Origin of the sequence: Oceanobacillus zhaokaii (genome assembly GCF_003352005.1) — a bacterium.
Classification (GTDB): Bacteria; Bacillota; Bacilli; order Bacillales; family Amphibacillaceae; genus Oceanobacillus; species Oceanobacillus zhaokaii.
This window is the reverse complement of record NZ_CP024848.1, coordinates 872,516-895,534: the sequence shown is the minus strand read 5'-3', so window position 1 is coordinate 895,534 and position 23,019 is coordinate 872,516. Positions and strand designations below refer to the sequence as shown.

22 protein-coding genes and 1 pseudogene are annotated in these 23,019 nt (G+C 34.6%); 4 read left to right on the top strand and 19 right to left on the bottom strand.

Annotated features, from left to right (window positions below):
• Positions 1-31: 31 nt before the first annotated feature.
• The 10 genes and pseudogenes from CUC15_RS04465 to CUC15_RS20015 all read right to left on the bottom strand — a co-directional run bounded on the left by CUC15_RS04465 (position 32) and on the right by CUC15_RS20015 (position 11,630).
• Positions 32-1,369, bottom strand: a complete 1,338-nt coding sequence (locus CUC15_RS04465; RefSeq protein ID WP_114915550.1) for an aminotransferase family protein — start codon at positions 1,367-1,369, stop codon at positions 32-34.
• Between the two features lie 123 nt (positions 1,370-1,492).
• On the bottom strand, positions 1,493-2,944 hold the full coding sequence (locus CUC15_RS04460; protein WP_114915549.1) for an aldehyde dehydrogenase family protein: 1,452 nt from the start codon (positions 2,942-2,944) through the stop codon (positions 1,493-1,495).
• A 37-nt stretch (positions 2,945-2,981) separates the two neighbouring features.
• Complete coding sequence (locus CUC15_RS04455; RefSeq protein ID WP_114915548.1) at positions 2,982-4,178, bottom strand: M20 metallopeptidase family protein; 1,197 nt, start codon at positions 4,176-4,178, stop codon at positions 2,982-2,984.
• A 49-nt stretch (positions 4,179-4,227) separates the two neighbouring features.
• Entirely contained in the window at positions 4,228-5,418 is a 1,191-nt protein-coding gene (locus CUC15_RS04450; RefSeq protein ID WP_114915547.1) for a M24 family metallopeptidase, read from the bottom strand.
• Between the two features lie 241 nt (positions 5,419-5,659).
• On the bottom strand, positions 5,660-7,360 hold the full coding sequence (locus tag CUC15_RS04445) for a PucR family transcriptional regulator (protein ID WP_114915546.1): 1,701 nt from the start codon (positions 7,358-7,360) through the stop codon (positions 5,660-5,662).
• Between the two features lie 757 nt (positions 7,361-8,117).
• On the bottom strand, positions 8,118-9,572 hold the full coding sequence (locus CUC15_RS04435) for an MFS transporter (RefSeq protein WP_114915544.1): 1,455 nt from the start codon (positions 9,570-9,572) through the stop codon (positions 8,118-8,120).
• A gap of 571 nt (positions 9,573-10,143) precedes the next feature.
• Positions 10,144-10,341, bottom strand: a pseudogene (locus CUC15_RS20380) (FMN-binding negative transcriptional regulator); the annotation flags it as partial.
• Positions 10,342-10,546: 205 nt separating this feature from the next.
• Entirely contained in the window at positions 10,547-10,621 is a 75-nt protein-coding gene (locus tag CUC15_RS20795) for a hypothetical protein (RefSeq protein ID WP_423241373.1), read from the bottom strand.
• A 52-nt stretch (positions 10,622-10,673) separates the two neighbouring features.
• The gene (locus CUC15_RS04425) at positions 10,674-11,339 is read right to left on the bottom strand and encodes a type IV secretory system conjugative DNA transfer family protein (protein WP_162800265.1); all 666 of its coding nucleotides are present in this window, start codon (positions 11,337-11,339) and stop codon (positions 10,674-10,676) included.
• Between the two features lie 120 nt (positions 11,340-11,459).
• Positions 11,460-11,630 (bottom strand): hypothetical protein, encoded by a 171-nt coding sequence (locus CUC15_RS20015; protein WP_162800264.1) that lies wholly within the window; start codon positions 11,628-11,630, stop codon positions 11,460-11,462.
• A 176-nt stretch (positions 11,631-11,806) separates the two neighbouring features.
• Between CUC15_RS20015 and CUC15_RS04420 the strand changes: the two genes are divergently transcribed.
• A complete protein-coding gene (locus CUC15_RS04420; protein ID WP_242985946.1) occupies positions 11,807-12,238 on the top strand; it encodes a transposase in 432 nt (143 codons plus the stop codon).
• A 110-nt stretch (positions 12,239-12,348) separates the two neighbouring features.
• Here the strand turns inward: CUC15_RS04420 and CUC15_RS04415 are convergent, their stop codons facing one another.
• Entirely contained in the window at positions 12,349-12,744 is a 396-nt protein-coding gene (locus tag CUC15_RS04415; protein ID WP_114915542.1) for a YkvA family protein, read from the bottom strand.
• Between the two features lie 834 nt (positions 12,745-13,578).
• On the opposite strand from CUC15_RS04415, the gene CUC15_RS04405 reads away from it, so the two are divergent.
• Positions 13,579-14,064 carry a hypothetical protein gene (locus CUC15_RS04405; RefSeq protein WP_205317656.1) on the top strand — a complete coding sequence of 162 codons (486 nt, stop codon included), beginning with the start codon at positions 13,579-13,581 and terminating at the stop codon, positions 14,062-14,064.
• Between the two features lie 556 nt (positions 14,065-14,620).
• Here CUC15_RS04405 and CUC15_RS04395 read toward each other — a convergent pair.
• A complete protein-coding gene (locus CUC15_RS04395; RefSeq protein ID WP_242985945.1) occupies positions 14,621-14,788 on the bottom strand; it encodes an LbetaH domain-containing protein in 168 nt (55 codons plus the stop codon).
• Between the two features lie 219 nt (positions 14,789-15,007).
• Between CUC15_RS04395 and CUC15_RS04390 the strand changes: the two genes are divergently transcribed.
• A complete protein-coding gene (locus tag CUC15_RS04390) occupies positions 15,008-15,538 on the top strand; it encodes an RNA polymerase sigma factor (protein WP_114915540.1) in 531 nt (176 codons plus the stop codon).
• Complete coding sequence (locus tag CUC15_RS04385) at positions 15,528-16,559, top strand: DUF4179 domain-containing protein (protein WP_114915539.1); 1,032 nt, start codon at positions 15,528-15,530, stop codon at positions 16,557-16,559. Before CUC15_RS04390 ends, CUC15_RS04385 begins: the two co-directional genes overlap by 11 nt.
• A 367-nt stretch (positions 16,560-16,926) precedes the next feature.
• On the opposite strand, the gene CUC15_RS04380 is transcribed toward CUC15_RS04385, so the two are convergent.
• From CUC15_RS04380 to CUC15_RS04350, 7 genes are all read right to left on the bottom strand, one after another.
• Positions 16,927-18,138 (bottom strand): MFS transporter, encoded by a 1,212-nt coding sequence (locus tag CUC15_RS04380; protein WP_242985944.1) that lies wholly within the window; start codon positions 18,136-18,138, stop codon positions 16,927-16,929.
• 145 nt (positions 18,139-18,283) lie between these two features.
• The gene (locus CUC15_RS20375) at positions 18,284-18,481 is read right to left on the bottom strand and encodes a VanZ family protein (RefSeq protein WP_242985943.1); all 198 of its coding nucleotides are present in this window, start codon (positions 18,479-18,481) and stop codon (positions 18,284-18,286) included.
• 236 nt (positions 18,482-18,717) lie between these two features.
• Positions 18,718-19,488, bottom strand: coding sequence for a VanZ family protein (locus CUC15_RS04370; protein WP_114915538.1), 771 nt, complete (start codon positions 19,486-19,488; stop codon positions 18,718-18,720).
• Positions 19,449-19,811: a PadR family transcriptional regulator gene (locus CUC15_RS04365; RefSeq protein ID WP_114915537.1), complete on the bottom strand. Its 363-nt coding sequence runs from the start codon at positions 19,809-19,811 to the stop codon at positions 19,449-19,451. The genes CUC15_RS04370 and CUC15_RS04365 overlap by 40 nt, the downstream gene beginning before the upstream one ends.
• A gap of 944 nt (positions 19,812-20,755) precedes the next feature.
• Positions 20,756-21,931: an endonuclease NucS domain-containing protein gene (locus CUC15_RS04360; RefSeq protein ID WP_114915536.1), complete on the bottom strand. Its 1,176-nt coding sequence runs from the start codon at positions 21,929-21,931 to the stop codon at positions 20,756-20,758.
• A 97-nt stretch (positions 21,932-22,028) separates the two neighbouring features.
• Positions 22,029-22,271, bottom strand: coding sequence for a hypothetical protein (locus CUC15_RS04355; protein ID WP_114915535.1), 243 nt, complete (start codon positions 22,269-22,271; stop codon positions 22,029-22,031).
• 120 nt (positions 22,272-22,391) lie between these two features.
• Positions 22,392-23,015 (bottom strand): hypothetical protein, encoded by a 624-nt coding sequence (locus CUC15_RS04350; RefSeq protein WP_114915534.1) that lies wholly within the window; start codon positions 23,013-23,015, stop codon positions 22,392-22,394.
• Between the last annotated feature and the right edge of the window lie 4 nt (positions 23,016-23,019).

The following is a 23,019-nucleotide window of genomic DNA, read 5'->3' as shown; positions in this document are numbered from 1 at the left end:
TTCCCATATAAGACATTAAATTATCTTTCTATTATAGTCTTTTTTTAACTGCTGTTAAGGAAGTATCAATAATCGAAATCATTTTTTCTACTTCATCTTTTGTGATACAGAATGGTGGTGCAAATGCAATTGTATCCTGACCTTCATAAACAATTGCTCGGCCGATCATATCATGTTTAAGGGCTTCCTCTACTACCTTAGGTGCAACCGATTCTTCGAATGTTGTTTTTGTTTCTCTATCTTTAAAAATTTCAACGGCACCAAGCAAACCAATTTGACGGATATTTCCAATTTCATCATGAGCTTGCTCTAAATATTTGAATCCTTTTAGCAATTCTGCACCCATTTGGTTTACATTTTCATTTAATTTTTCCTGTTCAATAAGTTCTAAGTTTTTAAGAGCCACTGCGCAGGCAGTATTATGACCGCTGTACGTATATCCGTGGTAGAAGTTACCCTCTGTCAGTTCCGTTAACTCTTCTTTAAGTCTATCGGTGAATACTACCCCTCCAAGCGGAGCATAACCGCTAGTAATACCTTTCGCAATTGCCATCATATCAGGTACAACATCAAAGTTGTCGATTCCAAAGTTTTTACCAGTTCTGTAGAAACCATTGATAACCTCATCAGCAATGAACAAGATATCATTTTGATCACAGATCTCACGAACTTCTTTAAAGAAGTTTTGTGAAGGTGGTAAGTTAACGCCGCCAGAACCTTGAACCGGTTCAGAAATGATGGCTGCAATGGTTTCTGCACCTTCACGCTCAATCATTTCCTTCAGTGCCTCAATGGAAGAATCTACATATAGGTGATCTTGAGATAATCCTGGGAAATCTCTGAATGGGAACAATCCTGTGGCAGGTGAAGCACCAATGGATACACCATGATAAGATTTGCCGCGAGAAATGATTTTTGTTTTATTTTCATACCCTTTCATCTTCCAGTAGTAACGTGCTGTTTTAAATGCAGTGTCATTTGATTCTGAACCTCCACATGTGAAGAAAGTATAGTTCAAATCTCCAGGTGCCATTTCAGCAATTTTTGCTGCTAATCGAATAACTGGTTCATGGCTGTTAGTTGCGAATGTTGAGCTGTAAGCTAGTTTTTTCATTTGCTCCATAGCTGCAATGGCAAGCTCTTCTCTTCCATGGCCGATATTTACATTCCACAAAGAAGATAAACTATCAATGACTTCTCTTCCTCTTATATCTTTTAAATAGATTCCATTTCCTTCTGTAAAAATAAATCCTGGTCCTTCTGCCTGTTGTTGTCTGAATGAAGTGGATGGATGAAAGAAATGCTTTTTATCAAGTTCAGCCAATTCTTCGTATTTTTTTTGTCCGCTTTCAGTTACTTTTAATAACATATTAATTTCCCCTCCAGGTATAATTTTATTAATTGTATTTTTTATTTTTTCATCTATTAAGCTATTAGATTGCCTGTTTTGTGGCTGTTTTGAAGCCTAGTAAAAGGTTTCCCTGCATTCAGATTACATTGATTTTTTATAATTCAGCTTAAAACTAACGACCTTTGGCTCTGTCATCTCCTGGATGGCATACTTCACACCTTCTCTTCCCAGTCCAGATCCCTTGACACCGCCAAATGGCATACCGTCAATCCGATAATCACTACTGTCATTAATCATAATTCCACCAACATTCATTTTTTCGATTGCTTCAAATGCTTTTTCAATATCTCTCGTAAAAATTCCAGCCTGCAGTCCATAGTCTACGTCGTTTGATTTTTCAATCGCAGAAGAAAAATCATCAACGGGGTACAGTAATACAACTGGGCCAAATATCTCCTGCTGCGCGATTGTGCAATCTGCTGGTACATCTGTTAAGACGGTCGGAGAATAAAATGCGCCTTCACGCTTGCCTCCAATTAGGAGAGTTGCACCTTTATCAACGGCTTCATTCACCCATTTTTCTACCCTCATCGCTTCCTTTTCACTAATCATTGGACCCATGTCTGTTGTTTCTAGCATCTTATCGCCAACTCGATATTGCCTTACTCGAACAATGAACTCTGAGCAGAATTCATCGTAAATATCCTGTTCAATATAAACACGCTGGACTCCTAGACAGTTTTGCCCCACTGCATAGAACGCTCCTGAAACGGTTGCTTCAACAGCCCCTGGGAGATCGGCATCCTTCAAAATGATGACAGGAGAATTGGATCCAAGCTCCATGCTAATCTTTTTCAAACCTGCTTTATGTGCAATTTTTTCTCCAGTTTCGAGTCCGCCTGTAAAGGAAACCATTCGAATGGCTGGATGAGTAATTAGTATATCGCCTATTTCCCCTCCATGCCCTGTTATAACGGAGATCACTTTAGGAGGCAAACCTGCAGCTTCAAATGCTTCCGCTAAAAGAAGAGCACTAAGAGGCGTAACAGTTGCCGGCTTAACGATAATGGCATTTCCTGAGGCTATGGCAGGACCGACTTTATGTGCAACTAAGTTGAGTGGGTCATTAAAAGGTGTAATGGCGGCAATGATTCCAATTGGAAAACGATAATAATATCCAAGGCGATCCTCACTGCCTTCTCCTTGATCGAAAGGAATTGTTTCTCCATGTATACGTCTTGCTTCTTCAGCTGATATTTGCAATGTTTGGATACAGCGTTTCACTTCGGCTCTTGCTTGAAGAATGGTTTTACTACCTTCCAGTGCAATCGTTTCAGCATATTTTTCGCTATTTTCATTTATATAATTGGCAGCCTTGTTTAAGATGCTGATCCTTTGGTGAACTGGCATCGAAGCAGCAATTTGAGCCCCTTCTTTCGCTTGTTCAATGGCAATTAGCATATCTTCTGCTGATGCTGCAGGAACACTTGTAATAAATGAATCGTCTTGGGGGTTTAATACTGCAATCGATTCCTCTTTACTGATCCATTCACCCGCAAGGAACATTTTCATGCTAAGTACTTCAGTTTTCATAAACCTCACACCTTCCTGAGAAATTATAAAAGTATTATTAATGATGCTTTAGTAATTTAAGAGCAGATTCTGTAAGAATGGATACGCCCATTGGAAGACAGCGCTCATCAATATCAAAAATATTCGTATGCAAGTCACGTGAAATCCCATCCTGCAGTGCACATCCGAGAAAGAACATGGCTCCTGGAATCTGTTTTGTCATATATCCGAAATCTTCTCCGCCAAGTCCAAATGGTTTTTGTACGATTTTTATCGCTGGGTATAATTCTGTTGCAGCATTTTTTATCATTTCATTTACTTTTGGATTATTATTTAAAGCTGGCTCCCCGCGTTCAACTTCGAATGTATAAGATCCTCCGAATGGCTCAACCACTTTAAATGCTTGCTCCACCTCGTTCGCCAGCTGATCTCTGACTTCAGGTGAATTGGTCCTTAATGTACCTGTTATAGATATTTCTTCAGGAATGATATTGCTGGCAGTTCCCGTCTGGATTTGACCAATGCTCGCAACGGCTGTATCTAGTGCAGATATTTTCCTAGAGATAATCCCATAAAATGCTTGCAAGAAGGATCCTAGCATCCAAATGGGATCCGTTCCCAAATGCGGATATCCCCCATGCCCGCCTGTCGCTCTTATTATCCCATGGAAAACATCGACATTCGCCATACTATAGCCATCATTCATTTGTATTGTTCCTACAGGCTCCCATGGACACATATGAAGAGCAATAATGGACTCTACATTTTCCAATATCCCCTCCTGCATCATTCGTGGTGCCCCTGATAAACCTTCATGATCAGTCGCTTCTTCTGCAGGCTGGAAAATTAGTTTTACCGTTCCTTGAAATAATCCTTCTTTTGCTTTTTTTGCAAGAATTTTCGCTGTACCAAGCAAAATCGCTGTATGGGCGTCATGACCGCAAGCGTGCATAACACCTGGAATTTTTGATTGAAAGCCATGTTCATTTTTTTCCGTTATTGGCAAGGCATCCATGTCAGCACGAATCGCCACTGTTTTTCCTTCTCCAGTAGAAATGGATGCTACGATTCCTGTGTTGGCAATATTTGTTTGAATGGAAACAACTTCTATCCCCTTCAATGTTTCAGCAACAAAATGTGCCGTTTGATATTCTTGAAAACTTAATTCGGGGTATTGATGAAGATGTCTCCTCCAGCTTACAAGCTGGTGTTCGAATGCCATTGCCTCTCTATTAAGGTCATTGGTTACGATCATCTATTAAATTACCTCCTTGTCTACAATCTCCTACATAACTGTAGCTCTTTTAAACTTGAAGATTATAATTTTCATTTACAATCAACTCTCTTGGAAAATTTGTGAGCACTTCACAGCCAGTTTCTGTCACTCTGAAAGATTCACTTATTTCAATCCCATAATGATCAAACCATAGTCCTGGTATTAAGTGGAACGTCATATTCGGCTCTAAAACTGTGAGATCCCCTCTACGAATGCTCGCTGTATGCTCGCCCCAATCAGGTGGATAATTTAATCCCATTGAATAACCAATTCTTGATTCTTTGACAATTCCATGCTGTGAAATAACTTTTGACCAGGCGAGTTCAAGCTCTTCACAAGTAGTACCTGGTTTGACTAGTTCAAGGGCGGCGTTTAATCCCTCAACTACAATTTTGGATACATCCATTGCTTCTTGACTTGGCTTTCCAAGTGAAACGGTACGTGCTAGTGGTGCATGGTAGCGCTGGTGGCATCCAGCTATTTCAATAATAACCATTTGATTATTTGTATATTTCTTATCAGTCCATGTGATATGTGGGGTAGATGTATTTTCCCCAGCAGGCAGCATTGGTACGATCGCAGGGTAATCACCCCCAAAATCATTCGTCCCACGGATTAAGTCTCGATAAATATCGGCAACTACATCACACTCTCTAACGCCTTCTTGGATCGAATTCACAGCAGTTTGCATGCCGATTTCTACAATTTTTGCTGCTCTCTTCATGAATTCAATCTCCTGATCGGATTTAATAATACGAACATAGTTGACTAGTAAACTAGCATCAGAGAATTTCGCATTTGGAAGATTTCTTTTTAAGCATTCGTAAGATTGTACTGAAAAATAATAAGAATCCATTTCAAGTCCAATTCGCCGGTTTGATTGGCCAATTTGTGTTAAAATTTGAGCAGCAAATTCACTAGGATGCTTTGTTTTCGAATGGACATGGTCTTCTGGGTAAGGGATAATATTTTCATGATAAAGCCATGTAGTAGCTTTTGCAGCATTCGCATCCATTTTTCTGCCTATCCATATTGGCTGATCCTCATCGACAATAACGATTAGCATTTGATCAACATAGAATGACCAGCTATTATATCCAGAAAGGTAATTCATATTAGCTGGGTTCGTTACAATTAAAACTTCAATTCCTTTTTCCAGCATACTTTTCTTGGTTTGATCCAATCGTTTTTTATACTCTTTTATACTAAATGGCAACATCGTAATCCCTCTCTTTATCGTATAAATATTGTGTTTTCAAAGTTATGACCATTTGTTAACTTTATTATAAGGGGAATACTTCAATAATACATTCGATAATGTGTATGAATTTTCAAAAATTGTTTTCATACAATTTGAATTATACAGTAGACCTTTTTCTTTTTTAACAGAGTTTTTACTTGGAAAATATTTATAAAAGGGAGTTTGGCACAGCAACTGTGCCAAACTCCCTTTTATATTGTTACAATCCATTTATATTTGAGAGATTTGTATCGATTTGTTCTCTCTTAATGACACCTGTTGACCAAACTCGAATACTAAAATCCAACAGGAAAAGATCATCTGGATTAACGAGTGATAGTCCTGTTAATGATTCAATTTTTCTTAACCGATATAAAAGTGATTGACGGTGAAGATTAAGTTCACGTGCAGTTTGACTTACATTTCCACTATTTCTGTTGTACCCTTTGAACGTATTAATTAAATCCATATCCCGTTTCTCGTCATATTCAACTAATGGTAAGATCGGGGCGGCTATTATTTCTTGTACTTCCTCATTTATCGCCAAATTGAGTAATAACCGATTCATGCGCATTTCATCAAATTTTACCCGTTTTCCAATTCCAATTTGAGTCCTTCCCATATCTAATGCCGCTTTCGCTTTTTTGAAACTTTGGGAAAAATCCCCAATCCCTTCTTGATGTTTTCCGATTCCCCATGAAAAAGTCAAACTAGGAAATAAATGATGTAACCTTCGTTCAATCAAATCTAAAAAATGATTAACTGAATCAGTAGTAGATTCTTTCGTTACTTCTAAAAAAATGATGATGAAATCGCCTTCATAAGCAAATAACATTTGATGTTTAACAGCTTCAGCTGCAAATATCAATTCTTCTTTTATGTAACTAATCATTTTTTCCAGCCCATTATCATTTGTGGGGTTCCTTTTAAAATCTTTTTCCATCAATGATTCTAAATTCTCTGGATACCCAATAATACATTCATAGGGGATATTCAAATTGCATTGAAACTGCTCCGCTTTCGTCATTTTATATTCCTCGGACAGATTCTCACCCTTAATCATCCTTAATAGAAAATCATTTTGCAAGCGCATCTCAGCTTTCGTAACGACACTATTTCGAGTAAACCATAATGCACAAGCCATCATAGCATGTTCTATAATATGAATCTCTTGCTGATTCAACTGATAGTTTATATCAGAAAGAACACAAATTTCCCCTTCATGTACTCCATTCGTTTGAATGGAGAGGTGGTACAAGTTCGATTCTTCATCTGATATTTTTCTAATTTTAGATTGCAATGGATGGGTGGATGCTTCCCGTTTTTTTTGCTTTTTAATGAATTGATTCCTTATACTAAAGACCCTTGATTGTTTAGCACTGCCAGCTACCGGATTTCCTTTCTTGTTTAAAATTAAAATGGTAAGATCCAGCTCTTTTTCTACATAATTTGAAATTTGTCCTAAGTTTTTACCATCTAAAATCATTTGAATTAACACTTGATGAATGCCATTTGAACGCTTTAAATCATGCTGCTGAATATGATTTAGTTCTCTCATCACTTCATGAATGATATCAGCAAAGCGAACCTCCCATGGAATTTCTATTAAAATAAAATTTCTTTCTTCCGCAAATTGTATGATTTCTTTAGGAATCTCAAATATGTAGCGGCCTGTAGCAATTGCTAATGCTGATGCCCCCGAATCATATACATCTATTACAAATTCTAATAGAATATCAATATCTTCATGACAGCCAATTCCTGTACTAAGTACAAATTCATTTTCTCTGACAAAATTTTCAACAGGGCTTTCAATAACCGAAACCCATTCAACCAACTTGTTACCTAAAACAGCTTTACCTGATTTTACTTTGGAGGTTTTCAAAAGGGGGAGCTCGATAATATCACTAACATGCAGCATATTCACTATCTCTCCTTTCAAATGTAATCATTTTGGAATTTCTAATTAGAAGTCCAACTTTAATAAGATAATCGTATTTATTCAATTTTTGTACATAGTTTTGAAGGACATGAATGCCAACAGCTACAATTATCATTTTAAACAAATAGTTAAGAATAATAAATAAATTCCACTCGTTAGGATATTTTTTTAAGTGATTTCTGATTCGACCATGGTCAAGGCAATATTTGTCTTTAAGTTCGTAATGCACAATTGAGAAGTCAATCAAACTCGTTGATTTTTTGCAATAGTTTATCTTCTGGAACGACTAAATAATAGAGAGTGGACTAAAGATCATACATTGTTGTTTCTAGTTCTTCGAAACCACCTGCTTGACAGTAAGGCAAATATGAATTAAATAATTTATAAAATTGATTCATATATATAGCAAAAAAGGTGGAATCCATAAAAAAGATTTGAGGATTCCATCTTTATCGAAGACTTTTTCAGTGTCCTCCAACATGAAGGGGACTTTTTTTATTGCCCGGTACGAGGTCGGTGATGGCTGCCAAGTTCAAACTCCATACAACTTTTAGTATTTTAGCAAAACCTCCTTCATCAGTATCTTTTTTAACTTAATGTTTATACACAAATTTATTGGGTTTCATTTCCTTCATATGCTACAGAAACCCCAATTAGTAATAAACATCTTATTTAAATAAAATGTAAAACACCTCATAAATGAGAATAAGATCTTTTATAAGGTGTTTTACTTTCTTTACTTTACGTTTGCAGGTACGTTTTGATTATACTTACCTTCTACCGCTGCCTCCACTGGCATTTCTTCTTTCCACCAAAGAGCCTTATCTGGATTTTTCAATATTTCATCGATTTCGCTTGGATCTTCTACAGTTGGTGCAGACCCCCGTAACGATCTTCCGGCTGTTTCTTTAACAAAAAAGCCAACTACTACAAGTCCGATTATACAAGCAGCTATCAAGTAATAAGCGGGTATCATGCTATTATTCGTCATACTAACCAGCCAAGCAATAACAAGTGGGGTTGTCCCACCAAATAAAGAGGTAGAAACATTATACGTAATCGCAAGCGAGCCGTAACGTACTTTCGTAAAAAATAGGGATGGTAATGTTGCAGGAAGAGCCCCTTGAAAAGCAGCGAGCATACTGCCAAGAATAAACAATCCAGAGAAAACAACCAAACTATTGCTTGAACTCATCATCATAAAGGCTGGTATTCCAAGTAAAATGTTACCAATTAAAGCTCCTTTAACAATCTTGTTGCGGCCAATGCGATCGCTCCAATAACCCATCCCTAATACAATAGGAATAATTAAAATCATAACAAGAAGAGAAAAAACTAATCCCTTTGTTTCACCGTAGCCAAGTTCTTGAGTTAAATAGGATGGCATATAAGTGAGAACCATATAAAGCGCTGTGTTATAAAAGAATACAATTCCTATGCAAATTAAAAGAGGCTTCCAATGATGTGTCAAAATTTCTTTAAGAGAAGCACGATGCCGGTCATCTTCCTTTGCTTCTTCCATAGCCTTGAATGCAGGCGTTTCTTCTAAGCGAGAACGCAAATAAAAACCAATAAATCCCAAAGGTCCAGCAATCAAAAATGGGAGCCGCCAACCCCATTCAACCATTTTGTCAGGACCGAGGATGTATGTCAAAAGTGTGACTAACACGGCACTAGCAGCAAAGCCTACGAGTGTTCCAACTTCTAAACCACTCGCTAAAAAACCACGTTTTTTATCCGATGTTGATTCAGCTATATAAGTCATGGCGCCCGCATATTCGCCTCCAGTTGAAAATCCTTGGATTAATCTGGCAATCAGTAGCAAAATAGGAGCTGCAATACCTATAGTAGAATAGCTTGGAATAAGGCCGATAAATACTGTAGAAGCTGCCATCATAATTAGTGTAAGAGAGAGGATTTTCTTTCGTCCGACTCGATCCCCCAACATCCCAAAAACAAAACCGCCGACTGGACGTGCGATAAAGGCAATGGCAAAAGTGGCAAACGCATAGATCAATTGATGGGAAGGATCAATCTCAGGAAAAAACACTTTACCAATCGTAACAGCTAAATACGCATAGAGACCAAAGTCAAACCATTCCATTGCATTACCAAGCGAAGTAACGAGAACAGTTTGCTTAGCAACCTTCTTATCTACAATAATAATATCCTCTTTTTTAAAATTACTCATATTTCTTCCTCCATCCTCAAATAGGATATGATAATTAAAAATTTTCCTGAGTAGATTGATTGATATTCGTTTCATATAAAAGAAAAACGATAAATACAAAAGACATTCCCCACCTACGACCTTTAATTAAGCGCTTTCAATTTTGAAATGTAAGTTCGAAATTCATTCAATAGTTACACCGATTCAGATGGATTACTTCTGACAGTGAATGATCCTATCCAATGTATTCATTATATTAACAATAATTGAACGGCTAAACAATACACAAATTGTATGAAGATTATTTTCTGCTTTTTAGACAATATAACTACAAAATCTGAGATATTCCCCATCTTCTTTATATTGCCGGCCAACGTAATATCCCGCTGCCAGCTTCATGTAGCCTTAAGGCTACTAATCTATAAATAGAGAATCATTCTTTAAGAACCAAGTCTATTAGCTTTTGCACTTACAATTTAAGGTGGTGTTAGGATAATTCAGGTTTACAACATGAAGGGAATTCTAATGTTAGATAGCCCGTTAACGTAGTAACATTCAACATTATTTTTTAGGTTTGATTTCATAATAATGAAATCTGTTCGAGTTGATTAATAATTAGCTCTTGTCCCTGTAATGGATGGTTTTGACTTAACTTCGCTTTCCCTTCTATTTTGTTGATTTTTTATTTTGAATCCTTGGATCCCTTTGTTCATACTAACGCGAAACTCAGCATCTACATTTTGCAAATTGTATGAACTGTCAGGAGCTCATACTTCAATATCATGTAAGAAGCTCATTAACTCGTTCTCATCCTCTAAGTTGTTGTTGCTAGAAGCGATTTAAACGAAATAAGAAATTATTTAGTATAGGATTAATCAATTTTGTCTATGATTGGGTTGTTTATCTGCGATGGAATAGAGTGCATCGATTAGTTGGTCGAAGAATGTTGCTGTTATGGCCTGGAAGGCATTTTTACGCATTGGTATTTTCACATATTAGATATTTTTGCGCTTTTGAAAGTCATAGAAGTTAAAATCACTATTTTGTGTCATTTTAGTCACTTTATTCATCTTGAATATAGAGTTCTGGGAATCAAAACTGGATAGTACGCTCGCTCTCGTACTAGATTGTAGTGTAGTTAAGCCCCTTTAATGTTTGATAAGCTGTGGGCTCTCTTCCTACAATATCTTCAACAAATACAGCAAACGTGTCTTCATCTGGCGCGACATATGCATTATAAATATTAATCACGTCATTGTTAGTTGTCGGATTCGTGCTTTTACAATAAACGATTAATCCTAACAGCATTTTTTGTGCCCGTTCCATGAAGAAATCTTCCTTATCATCTCTTTTAGAGTTCGCAGCTATGGTCATGGATAGATTCTGCGCATCTACGTCCGTAAACACATAATCCAATGGGTTATATCGACTTTGCTCAAAGTCAATAAAATCAATTTGGTACACCGCATATCCTTGATCCCGTTTCAATGGCGCAGTTAATAAAAATAGTTCCCCTTTTGGATCCGTTCCAAACATATTTTGGCTTCGGATATTCACTAGATTTGGTAACACATTGGCTTGTCCCTTAGAAGCTCCGGAGGAACCGAAAGTGAGAACATTGTGGTTATCAGCATCCGTTTGTTCAGGAAGGAGTATCAACTGTTTTTTATTCTGATCTCTTCCTAAGATAATGCCTTCCTCTGCAGCAAGCGCAACATATGGATTCCTTGAATCGTATTTAGCTCTGCTTCTTTTAGAAAATATCCCTCTTTCGATGTAATCATTCACGTACCCATTTGCCCTTCCCCGTGCACACCATCCTCCCGTAAGATTGACATTATGCATTTTTTCGTTGAGAAGTTCGAGTTGAACAGAATTGAAGAGGCTTACAAAAATTAAAAGTATGAGCTATTTGTTTAAATTTCTCTTAGGATTGTTTTGCTTATTAATTACATCTAGTAGGATATCAATCTCTTGTTTAATTATTTCTTTAATCATAGAGATATTACATCTTTTATATTCAGCTACCAATTTATTTAAATCTATTTTAAACATAGTAATATCATTATTATTTAACAAAAGTTCTTTCCTCCTCTATTTAGATAGTAACCGATACCCTATAAGAGGTAATTATTAACTTTTTTACAATATTAATAACAAGTTTCAACACATCAAGGAAAGATATGTCTTTGAACGAACAATGCATTACTTAATATATTATCTTTTGATTAAACTGGAAATAGGAGGTTATTATAATGGATGCAGAACTTGGAACAGATATTAAGAGCCAATTTCCTAGCGCATCTCAAATGTGCTCATGGTCGGGATTAGTTCCTGGTAATAACGAAAGTGCTGGAAAAAGGAAATCTTCAAAAACTAAAAATGGAAACAAATACTTGAAATCAGCATTAATAGAAGCAGCTCATTCGGTCCGGGGATCAAAAAACTATCTTGGTGCACTTTATCGCCGTACTGCAGCACGAAAAGGTAAAAAACGTGCAGGGATTGTAGTAGCTCATGCGATATTGAGAATCTCCTATTATCTTTTGACCCGTAAAGAAATGTATGTAGATTTAGGAGAAGATTACTTCGATAAACAAAAACAACAATCTATTGTTCGGCATTCATTACGAAGACTGGAAAGTCTTGGTTACACTGTTTCCATTGTGGAACCAGAAGCGTCTTAAACTGACCCATTCAACTTCAATAGATCTTGGAATCCGGCGCTCTCCCCTTTTTAAAAAAATGAATGAGCTGCGTTCTATTTAGTGTTGCCTTTTTATCAATATTTCAGAAGTTAATTTTCATGGTAGTTGAATAATTGATAAATTTTTATAACAGCCCAAACTGTAATTACGCCCCATATCAATACTATTAGTGAACCAACTATCCAATTCTTTGGCTTACCATTTCTCATCATTTCTTCTGCCTTTACTTTACAATTAGATAATACATCCTTCGGTATCATCTTCAATGCGAACATTATCCCTAATGGAAGAAGAATTACCTCATCTAAATAGCCAAGAATGGGTATGAAATCTGGTATTAAGTCGATTGGACTGAACGCATAAGCAACAACACAAGCAGTAAATACTTTTGCATACCAAGGTACTCGGTCATCTTTACAAGCATAGTAGAGAATAAATATCTGTCTTTTTAATTTTTTTGCCCAAGCCTTAATTTTCTTAAACATCTTATCTCCTAATAATAATTAAAATTTTATCCTGATTATAACAAATGAGATTTAATTATTGAACTAACCTGCCCCTTTAGTAATAAAAAAAGACCGTCATTTTCACAATCTTATTGTTGTATTAATACACCATATAGTTTAAGTTCTCGTTGGAATTTATAGCAACCCATTTATATTTATTTATTTTCGATTTTATACCCAATTTCTTTTGCTCGATTAACGAATTTATATGTGTTTCCTTTTCCCCACTGGGTAGAAACAGTTCTTCTTTTATGTAGTATCTTTTATAACCCGTTCGTTAAAATATTTTTATATGCTTCTTCTCAAACACACCACTTGGAACCCTGCAAATCATTTGGAAAATCTATTATTAATTCTGAATATGCTTTTGCTTAATGAGTTGTATAATCTTTCATTATATCTAGTACTAGCCTACCCTCTAATTTAAAGTGCCATTTTGCACATAAAATATAAGACCCAGCTATTTTTCACTTTTCACATAAGAAGATTATCAGGTCTTTTTATTGCTTTTCTAAATAGCGATAAATCGCCGTACGAGACACTCCCCACTTTTAAGCAACATCTTTAATAAAATTACTATGGGATAGATTTCTGTATCACCTTGGTTAAAAGGCTGTGCCTGTAATTATTAAAAGATAAAAACAATAATTCAGGGCATCATATGTAAAAGGGGAAGGTGGAGGTGGTTATATCATAATATTTCGTTGGGTATGTAAGTACATTCTCAGCTTATTATTTATTTGCTTTTCTATTTCTATTCAACCTCATGTTTCCTTAGCTGAAACTGTGAGCGATTCTAAACAGCAGGCATTTTTGGACTTTGAGGAAAGAATCTTCGATTTGATTGCTTTTGGCACGAAACCATTGAGTAAACTGGATAAGCTGAAAGGGAAAACAGATGAAGAAACTTTGTATAATATTGCTTTATTGGCAAAGGAAAAGTTTGCTGATAGCTCTTTGACCTTAGCTAACCTAAAGGTACCCGAGGCATTGCCAGAGGATATAAAAAAGCCATTAGAAGAAGTCAAAACCGATCTATCCATAGGTTTTAAGGCATTAGAGGAAAGCATGAACTATTTTGCACAATACATAGTGAATCGTAACCCCATTTTTTACGATATGTACATCGAGCAACGTGACAGAGGTTTTCTTTATATTGATGGTGGATTAACATCATTAACCACAGTAAGATTACGTCTAGATTCTCCAGAGGTACCACCTCCGAATGCATGGAAAGTGGGGAAAAGGAACTTTTACGAATTAGAAAAGGCAGTTCTGATAAAATCCGTTGTTAAATAACTGGGTATGTGTGTTACGAGAGAACCAATTGAAGATATTGGGGTAGAAATAAGAGCCAGATATAAAGGAATTTTGAGATAATTAAGGTTAGTTTCTCTGCATTTAGGAAACTAACCTTATTGAAGATATTTTTGAACTGAACATTGTAAATCCTCGGAACTAACCTGCGACCTTACTTCAATAAGGAAGAAGCATTACCCATCTTTCAGTAATGCACCCTTTACTTGAATAAGTTATTTAATTTTATCTATACCTTTAACCAATCTAATTAACCAATACAAAATTATCCAAGGAAGAATGAACTTTGTAGCCCATTCTATTAAATTAGGTATCACATATGATGAGTTTATGTTGAAAATCGGGAGTATTAACCAAAATGCAAACAAGATTATTATGCCAATTATTAACTTCTCTTCTTTCACTATTCTGCCACTTTAGCGCAATGGCTGCCGTTCAATCTTATCTTTAACTATTGCACCATTTAGTTTAATAAGAAAAGAGGCGCTTATTAAACTTTCTTTAAATATTAAGATAAAGCACTACTTTAATCTAAAGACTATACTTTAAACCCAGTTCTATCCTTTTCTATAACTTCTCGAATTACTCTACCACCAGCTACTACTACATTTGTTGGATTATTTTTTGTAATTACACTGCCAGAACCAATGATTGTATTATCTCCTATTGTGACACCTTGATTGATATGTACCCCGATCCAATCCATACATTATTTCCAATATTTATCTCAGTACCGTCCAACATGATACAATCAAAATTGGCCGTGTTTTTCAAATTAGGTTGTTTGACACATTGTAGTGACCAGTATATCGAACAGCTTATTTTCTTTGAGTTTTATAAAATTATTATATTCTATGCAACCAATGGGTACTCTCCCATATCTAATATATTGAAAAACAAAAAAACTGTAGAAGGGGGTGTCTGAATGGGATCACTAAAAAAATTAGTCAAAAAGGCAAAAAAGGGCGATGGAGAAGCGTTTGTTTCACTTGTAAAGCAATACGAAGATGTATTGTATCGGACTGCAAGTAAATTGTTAAACAATGATGAAGATGTAGCTGATGCTATGCAGGATGCTATTATCTCGGCTTATGAAAAATTACATACTCTAAAAAACGATGAGTACTTTAATACTTGGATTTGCAAAATCCTAATAAATAAATGTAACAGCTTGCTAAATAAGAAGAAAAACCTTTCGGTGATCAATGATCACTTTCTCCCCGAAAAAGGAAATGATGGATTTCAGAAAATCGAATTAGAAGATGCACTTAATAGTTTAAATGAAGTCTATAGGTTGGCACTAATTTTATACTATATTGTCGGATTGAATATTAAAGAAATTAGTGAATTTTTAAAGGAACCCGAAGGGACTATTAAATCCAGACTTTCTAGGGCCAAATCGATATTGAGAAACAACTATTATAAAAATGAGGGAGTGATGGTATATGAAAAATAGCTTTGAAAAAGAGTTTAATCAGATTATGAGTGAAGAAAAAGAGATGCCTGTCAAGGTAAGGAAGTCTCTGGATCAATCCTATGATATTATTCGGGCCAAATCAAAGAAGAAGAAAGTCAATTTCATTTGGAAAAGAGTAGCTACTGCTGCTTGCGCCCTTATCGTAACTGGTGTAGTTCTTACAAATGAACATGTAATGGCCAGTATCAACGAATTTTTTAACTTTGGAGATAAGGGCATAGAGCAAGCCATAAATAATGGGTTTATACAGGAAAGTGATAGCACGATTACCGATCAGGGTATTAAAATAACGCTAGATAAACATTTTTCGGATGCTAATAAATTGGGGTTAAATTTCCATCTAGCATTTGAAGATCCCTCAATCTTAAATAATGTAAGGGAAGTTTCGATGGATTACCGATTAAAAAATGGTGATGGCGATTACATTTATGAGTTTATTCCAGATACAAAACCCTTGAAGGGTGACAACAGATATACATCTGGTTCTGAGCATCAAAATCCAATATTGGATATAAAAACGGGGGAAATTCAGTATGATGTGTTAACAGATTCCAATGAAGGTGTTATTCCTTCTTTAAGAGATGCTGTAATAGAAGTGGAAAGTGTCAATGTTTTCTACAATACGGGGGAAATCAAAAAAATTGATGGGAATTGGAAACTGTCAGTCGCCAACAAGGATAATGAAAAACCCGATTTAACTGTTCAGTATGCTATGAAGGATCAAACATCCATCATTCAAGTTACCAAAGCTAACGCAAATCCAACATCACTAAATCTAACTTTTTCATTGGATGGGATATATGAAAATGAAAATACTTTTGTAGATATGAAAATCGTAGATGAAGATGGTAATGAATATGGAGTAACTGGTTTTAGAAAAAGTACAAGAAATAACAAAACGATTATTTCAACAAACTTCCCAATAACCTCCTATAGCGAGGCCAACAAACTAAAACTTATTGTAGAGGGAATTGGTGAAGTGGAGCTGCTTAAAAAATAGAATGTAAAACAACTCCTGAATTATCCTGTTTTTTACGGGGATGATTCGGGAGTTAGTTGTTTATGACTAAACTCTTATCGTTGTAAATCAGCATTCTCCTGACGCTACCCTATTTATAAACAACTTTTTTTAATATCGTACAAGTATGCATTTTCAAAAGTTACTTTTCAACAAACCTGCCCCGATAGCTTAAACATTACCTCGATACTAACATAATATTTCAAAAATAAAATTAGAATTTTAACCATAAAAACAAGGTGATTCCAGTTGGATCACCTTGTTTAACTATTGCCCCAGTTAGCTCAAGAAGCTATTCAAAATGTTAACTACCAGTTAACATCATTATAAAATACAAGAATTTCCTATTTCATTTTACTTTTAAATTTAATTCTCCTTTATCATAATCATCTTCTCGATAAAAACTCTTTTTATTTTGCTTTAGTACTGAAATTGAAAAAATTATTGATGACATCAACATGACTAGGGCCAAAGTGACGATGATAAGTCGCAAGGAAACAAGATCTGCTGCAATTCCAATAACTAAAATAAAAAATACCTGAATAGAACTCTGGATTAAATCGTAAATGCTCGTAACTCTTCCCATGATATCAACAGGAACATTATTTTGATAGAAGGTCATGATTCCTGCATTTAAGAATACATTGAAGAACCCTAAGATTACAAACCCAACTACGATGGAGGTAAACGACCACGAAAATGCATAGATTACATAGCCAATCGTCATCATGATTAACCCAATCGTAATCATATATCTAAGTGAGATTTTATTGGAAAACACCGATAATAAGAAGGCTCCAAAAACAGAACCGATTCCAGTTATACTAATCAATAAACTATAATCAAATTCAGAAAGTCCCACCACTTGTTGGGTAAAAACGACCTCTTGAGCATCCATCGCAAAAGAGAATATCATAATCATAATAAAACCAAGATACACAAAAGATACATATTTATTCTTTAATATGAATTTCTGAACGACTGTAAAGTCACGGATCAATTGTGCAATAGTCAATGTTGGAATTGATTCTTTATCAATGTTTTCTTTTTCAGGAAGAAATAATAATAAAACTGCTGAAATTAAAAAGAATATAGCATTCATCCATAAAGTCACTTCAACAGATGTTAATATTATAAGTGAACCACCAATTGCGGGGCCGATTATAAAAGCTCCTGAACTTGCAAATGAACGAATTGAATTAAAGCGTTTTCTTTTTTCTTTTGGAATAAGGATAGCAACATACGTCATGGATGATGGATTAAAAAATGCTTTTGCCACACTTAGAATAACTAATATTCCGTAAATAACTGCCATGTTTGGTACGAATGGAATCAAGAAGATGAAAATAGCTCTGATTATGTACGTTACTATCATTACTTTTCTTTTACTCCGATAATCAATAAAACTACCAGTCCAGAATTTAGTTACGATATTCGTTAATGGTCCAATGATCCAAAGACCAGCGACAGCTGCTGCTGAACCTGTAAGCTGAAATACCATAATATTAATTGCTACTAAATAAATAAAATCACCGATACTCGAAATTCCTATTGAAGACAATAAAAATATTAGATCTTTCCAATTTTTTATGTTTCTTATCGTACACAACCCCTTAAGTGTTTCCCCATACTAACAAGTTTAATTGGTATATATCCTGTCATTCCATCAAGGGTATTTATAATCAAATCATCGACATCAAAACTTCCTAATCTAAAAATAAGTTGCACAATTCAAATGCCAAACTTAAACAAAACGTTGCCACCGTAACCTTTTTAAAACTTTGAAACTTACTAGACAATAACGGAAGAATGAATCCAAATGGTACAAACCCGATGATATTTCCAGTTAAATTTTCAACCCGTATGTTGAAATTTATATCATTTGCCAAAAACAAATAATACATTATCGTCTTAAATGGAATAAAGTTATGGCTATTCCAGTAATAACCTTCATAACTAAAGATAAAATGGCTTATTATGTCTGGAATCGTAAGGTACTTGAATAGAATTAATTATGAAAGCACTAACAAATAAAAGCATAATGCAATTGTTAATCCTACTTTTATTACAATTTTCATAAGCAATATCTCTCCAATTTCCAACCATTCTATGTATCTAAAAAGGAGCAGCTAAATGCTCCCTATTGAATTTCATGAGATTCAATTTGTAATTTTCGATAAAAAATTATGACACTTTTTATCATTTTTAAAAGTAAGTAACCAATGATACTGCCAATAACATTCAAAATGACATCATCAATATCAAATTGACCAATCTTTAAAACAATCTGTAAAACTTCAATTGAAAAGCTAATAACGGCTGAAGCAACAATTACTTTCGTAAATTTACTGTATTTTTTAAATAGCAATGGAAGAAAAATTCCTAGCGGCAGGAAAATTAAAATATTTCCTAAAGTGTTACTGATGATTATGTCCATATTAACATGGTGAGTTCCAGTTAAATATGCAATCGTATTTTTAAATGGAACGATATTCGAATTGAACTTTAGAAAGTTAAACACCCCTTCTGAATCAAGTGGAGTTGAAATATATCTGTTATATGTAATTCCATTTATGTAATAATCAGTAATTCGAATAATGATTCGTTGAAATAGCAACATAAACAGAATGATCAATGAGTACAGACTAAATAAAATCCATGTATCCTTATTAGATACCTTAAAAAATGGAAAGAGGGACTCCTGTAAACCCTTTGTCAATGGTTCTTGTTCTCCAAAACTTGCCAATGCCTTTTGTGTAGCTTCTTCATCTGTAAAACCCTGGTCTAAATATTCATTTTTCAATAAGGTTAGGTGATCTTGCATTTCATCAATGATCTCTCTCTTTTCATCCTCGTCACATTTTAATTGACTCACAATTTGATTAATATAGGTTTCGATTTTTTTATCCAAGCCATTCCCTCCGAACATACTTTAATTAAATTGCTAATTTGATTCCATTCTTTTAATTTCTTATCTAACTCTTTCTTTCCACCTTGGGTAATCCTATAGTATTTCCTTCTCCCACCACTCTCTGAGCTCCCCCAATATGATTGAAGTAATTCTTTGTTTTCTAAACGCTTTAAAGCGGGATATAGCGTTCCTTCACTCATGTTGTATAGTTCATTACTATTTTCTTTTAACTTTTTTACAATTTCATAACCGTACATGTCCCTTTTATTTAGCAAGGATAAAAGCAAAATATCAATACTGCCTTTCATTATCTCTTTGTCCATACTACACCTCATTTTCAAACTAATCCTGCTTACATCTTATAACATAGTACATCGCATTACAAGGTCAGAAAATAGAGATTCCATCAAATTTTTCGTGAATAAATAATAAACATTTAATGTTACATAATTGTTTACATTTTCTATTTCAATAAATGGTTTCATAACTTTAACACAATCAGATTTCATAAAAGGAAAAACACATCAAAATTTATGTAAATATAGGTATCTTGTTACCGATACTATTATTCAACCATTTATTATGATCACTTTTATGCGTTTTACCGCAAACGTGTTGTTAAAACACACTCCTGCCCCCTACCTCAACTCGCATTCAACGTTCGAGTTAAAATAGAAATCTCCGAGAATGTTGCATGCGAGAAACACCTACAAAACGAGACATGACAAGGGATGGCATGAAAAAGACCCAGAAATCGGAAATGTTTATTTTCACGAAATCGGGGTCTGAATCGGTAATGTTTATTTTGTTTAGGTGATGTTTAATTTAGTTAGACAATTTCTGTACAACAATTTTAATCTCTTCCGAAAACCCCCACCTCAAACCCGCATTCCACCGTTTCAGTTAAAATAAAGTTTACCTAAGAACCCCCCATTTTCACACTTTTTTAGTTCAAAAATGCCCGTTTTTCGCCGCTTTTCCACCTGTTTTTTCACCGTTTTTTCGAAGTTGGAATAAAGTTCTCCGAGAATGTTGCATAGAGGAAACACGGACAAACCGAGTTAGGACAAGGGATGGGCATGAAAAAGACCCTGAAATCGGAAATGTTTATTTTCACGAAATCGGGGTCTGAATCGGTAATGTTTATTTTGGTTCGGTGATGTTAATTTTAGTTAGACATAGTAGATAAAAAGAGTTATTGAGTTAAGATAAAGTTCTTGTATGCACTTTATATATTACTTTTAGGATAATCTATTCGTATACCATTTCAAAATGATAGAAATTCAAATGAAATACCTTTTCCTTCCCTCATATAGTGCGACTTTACAATAGTTGTTGCAAATAAGGCTTCTATAAGATTGGCAACTTGGTTTGTTTTTTCTCCGTGATCCAGTGCAATTTCACCAATCCATAGTAGCTGAGATTCCTTAGCCTCAGATTTTCTTACAGTATATCCATATTCATTTAGCTTGTAATAAATTTTTTCCCAGTTTTCTTTAGGAATACTCCTAGGAAACTTTAATTCATAAAAAGGAAATAACGCTCTTTGTTTGGTTTTCAGATATTTGTGATATCCATACTGGGTTGTAACCTTTTGTTTCCCCTTACCAATACCCAATTGTATGAACCTAGATTTTTCATCTAAATATACAGCCCTAGGATTCCCTCTATAGCCGATAGTTCCCAAATAAAGTTCACATGGAATCGGTTGCGAGTTACTGCTAATATATAATAGATAATCAATAGTATATCCTTGCCAGGCACCTTTTGCTTTTACAGACCAACTTGGTTCGGTTTCAGGTGTTCTCATAACCATCACATTGCCATTAAACAATTTCCGATTGAATTCCAGACTCAATATACTTTCTTTAATTTCATCAGCCACTTTTTGATTTTCTTGTTTATCCTCACTTAGTTCAAGACTAGCGTCTTTTGGCATAAAAAACTGATAAGTTGTATATGGTCCTCCCAATGGCGAAGAAGTCGCATTCATGTAGTTGTGGAAACTTAGCGTCTGAACTTCATTTGGTTTCTCGGTCAACTTTTCTGCATAAAATATCTTATCTAATAATTCATTATCATGTTGATGGAGATATGTATATATATCCTCGATAGTTATTTCTTTCCACTCAATTTGCCGTTGATCGCATAACTGCTGAATTGATGGTGGGATCAATTGCCCTAGTATCATTCCTCTATTTTGACCTTTATGCAGATTGTTAATTTTTCGCATATAATCGTCGATCTGCTCCACATGCTCTTCTAATACTACACTCTTCTTTAGTTCAATCAATAAAATTTGATTATTTGAATCTTTAAATAATAAATCAGTTCTTCGATTTTCCAACTGTCCTTGCCTTTCTAATAAAGTAAGTCCACTTTCAATCAATTCTGGATGTAATACTAAAATATCTTCAATTTCTCTTTCTGATAAAATTTGCATGTAATCCCTCTCCTCTCTAATAATCCTAAAATAAGAATAAGGAGTAGTTTGACATTATTCTATTTAGTAGTTTATTAAAATCAGTTTCCTTTTTCTTCTATTCCTTTGTATATATTCCTTTTTTAATGAGTGCCCATTTACCACTTCTTTTTACTGCGTACCAGATTGATTTATTAATAGCATTTTTTATGTACGTATCAAAAATAAGTTTATGAAATGTTGATTTTCTAAATAATTCAACCAACTCTTTATTCGAATATTGTTTCCCATATGGTACTTCTTTTTCAAAATCAATGATGAAATTTAATGTTTCTTCATTTAATGAATTTTTCTCTGCCATTTATTTTCTCCACCTTTTACAGAAAAGTGTCCTAATAATTCATCAGTTTTTATTTGTTTCAGAGTTATATAACATTTGATCTATTATATATAATAGTACAAATCCTTATTTTGAGTGATGCTAATTAAAGTTTTTAAATATAGATACATATTCCTCTTCAAAACACATAAAAGAATAACCAAAGTCATCTTGTTCGCAGATTGCAGTTCTAACTTCCACTAACCCTTTTGGAGTGAAGTAAAATGCACATACACGTTCGAATCCATCTTTAAAATACCTATAAATCATAAGAGCATTAGACTTTTGAATAGAATTCTTTTGCAATACTAAATTGTTAAGAAAATCTATTCGTTTTTCTGATTCTATGTATTGTATTCCAATTACGTTATGAGGTATATATTCTTCCTCAGTTTGAGAGAATAGCTTTTCTATTGTATCAACATCTTTACTCCAAAGATTCTCCCTTTCAAGGTGAAGTGCAAGATATAGAAAATATTCATCATCAACTCTTGCATCCCATTTCCACCATGACAAATCCATTGGTCTGGATCGCCCTTTAGTCTTATCAAACTTAGAGTCTTCTATATAGGAATCGAATCCCAACATTTCTCCTAGATTTGCGAAATAATCTATTTCACGCTTTGTGAACATGGAACGATTATGTAATTGAGAAAGATTCATTCTACGATAATTACGTACATAACCCTCGAATAATTGCATTAGATTAAAATAATGCTTGTCCATTCCT

Excerpts from the sequence above, each read along its gene's own strand:
- CUC15_RS04350 (WP_114915534.1), bottom strand. The coding sequence starts at position 23,015 with ATGGACAAGCATTATTTTAATCTAATGCAATTATTCGAGGGTTATGTA.
- CUC15_RS20375 (WP_242985943.1), bottom strand. The coding sequence starts at position 18,481 with ATGTATTATTTGTTTTTGGCAAATGATATAAATTTCAACATACGGGTT.
- CUC15_RS04445 (WP_114915546.1), bottom strand. The coding sequence starts at position 7,360 with ATGCTGCATGTTAGTGATATTATCGAGCTCCCCCTTTTGAAAACCTCC.
- CUC15_RS04420 (WP_242985946.1), top strand. The coding sequence starts at position 11,807 with ATGGATGCAGAACTTGGAACAGATATTAAGAGCCAATTTCCTAGCGCA.
- CUC15_RS04415 (WP_114915542.1), bottom strand. The coding sequence starts at position 12,744 with ATGTTTAAGAAAATTAAGGCTTGGGCAAAAAAATTAAAAAGACAGATA.
- CUC15_RS04360 (WP_114915536.1), bottom strand. The coding sequence starts at position 21,931 with ATGCAAATTTTATCAGAAAGAGAAATTGAAGATATTTTAGTATTACAT.
- CUC15_RS04460 (WP_114915549.1), bottom strand. The coding sequence starts at position 2,944 with ATGAAAACTGAAGTACTTAGCATGAAAATGTTCCTTGCGGGTGAATGG.
- CUC15_RS04390 (WP_114915540.1), top strand. The coding sequence starts at position 15,008 with ATGGGATCACTAAAAAAATTAGTCAAAAAGGCAAAAAAGGGCGATGGA.
- CUC15_RS04465 (WP_114915550.1), bottom strand. The coding sequence starts at position 1,369 with ATGTTATTAAAAGTAACTGAAAGCGGACAAAAAAAATACGAAGAATTG.
- CUC15_RS04385 (WP_114915539.1), top strand. The coding sequence starts at position 15,528 with ATGAAAAATAGCTTTGAAAAAGAGTTTAATCAGATTATGAGTGAAGAA.
- CUC15_RS04355 (WP_114915535.1), bottom strand. The coding sequence starts at position 22,271 with ATGGCAGAGAAAAATTCATTAAATGAAGAAACATTAAATTTCATCATT.
- CUC15_RS04395 (WP_242985945.1), bottom strand. The coding sequence starts at position 14,788 with ATGGATTGGATCGGGGTACATATCAATCAAGGTGTCACAATAGGAGAT.
- CUC15_RS04365 (WP_114915537.1), bottom strand. The coding sequence starts at position 19,811 with ATGGACAAAGAGATAATGAAAGGCAGTATTGATATTTTGCTTTTATCC.
- CUC15_RS04450 (WP_114915547.1), bottom strand. The coding sequence starts at position 5,418 with ATGTTGCCATTTAGTATAAAAGAGTATAAAAAACGATTGGATCAAACC.
- CUC15_RS04435 (WP_114915544.1), bottom strand. The coding sequence starts at position 9,572 with ATGAGTAATTTTAAAAAAGAGGATATTATTATTGTAGATAAGAAGGTT.
- CUC15_RS04455 (WP_114915548.1), bottom strand. The coding sequence starts at position 4,178 with ATGATCGTAACCAATGACCTTAATAGAGAGGCAATGGCATTCGAACAC.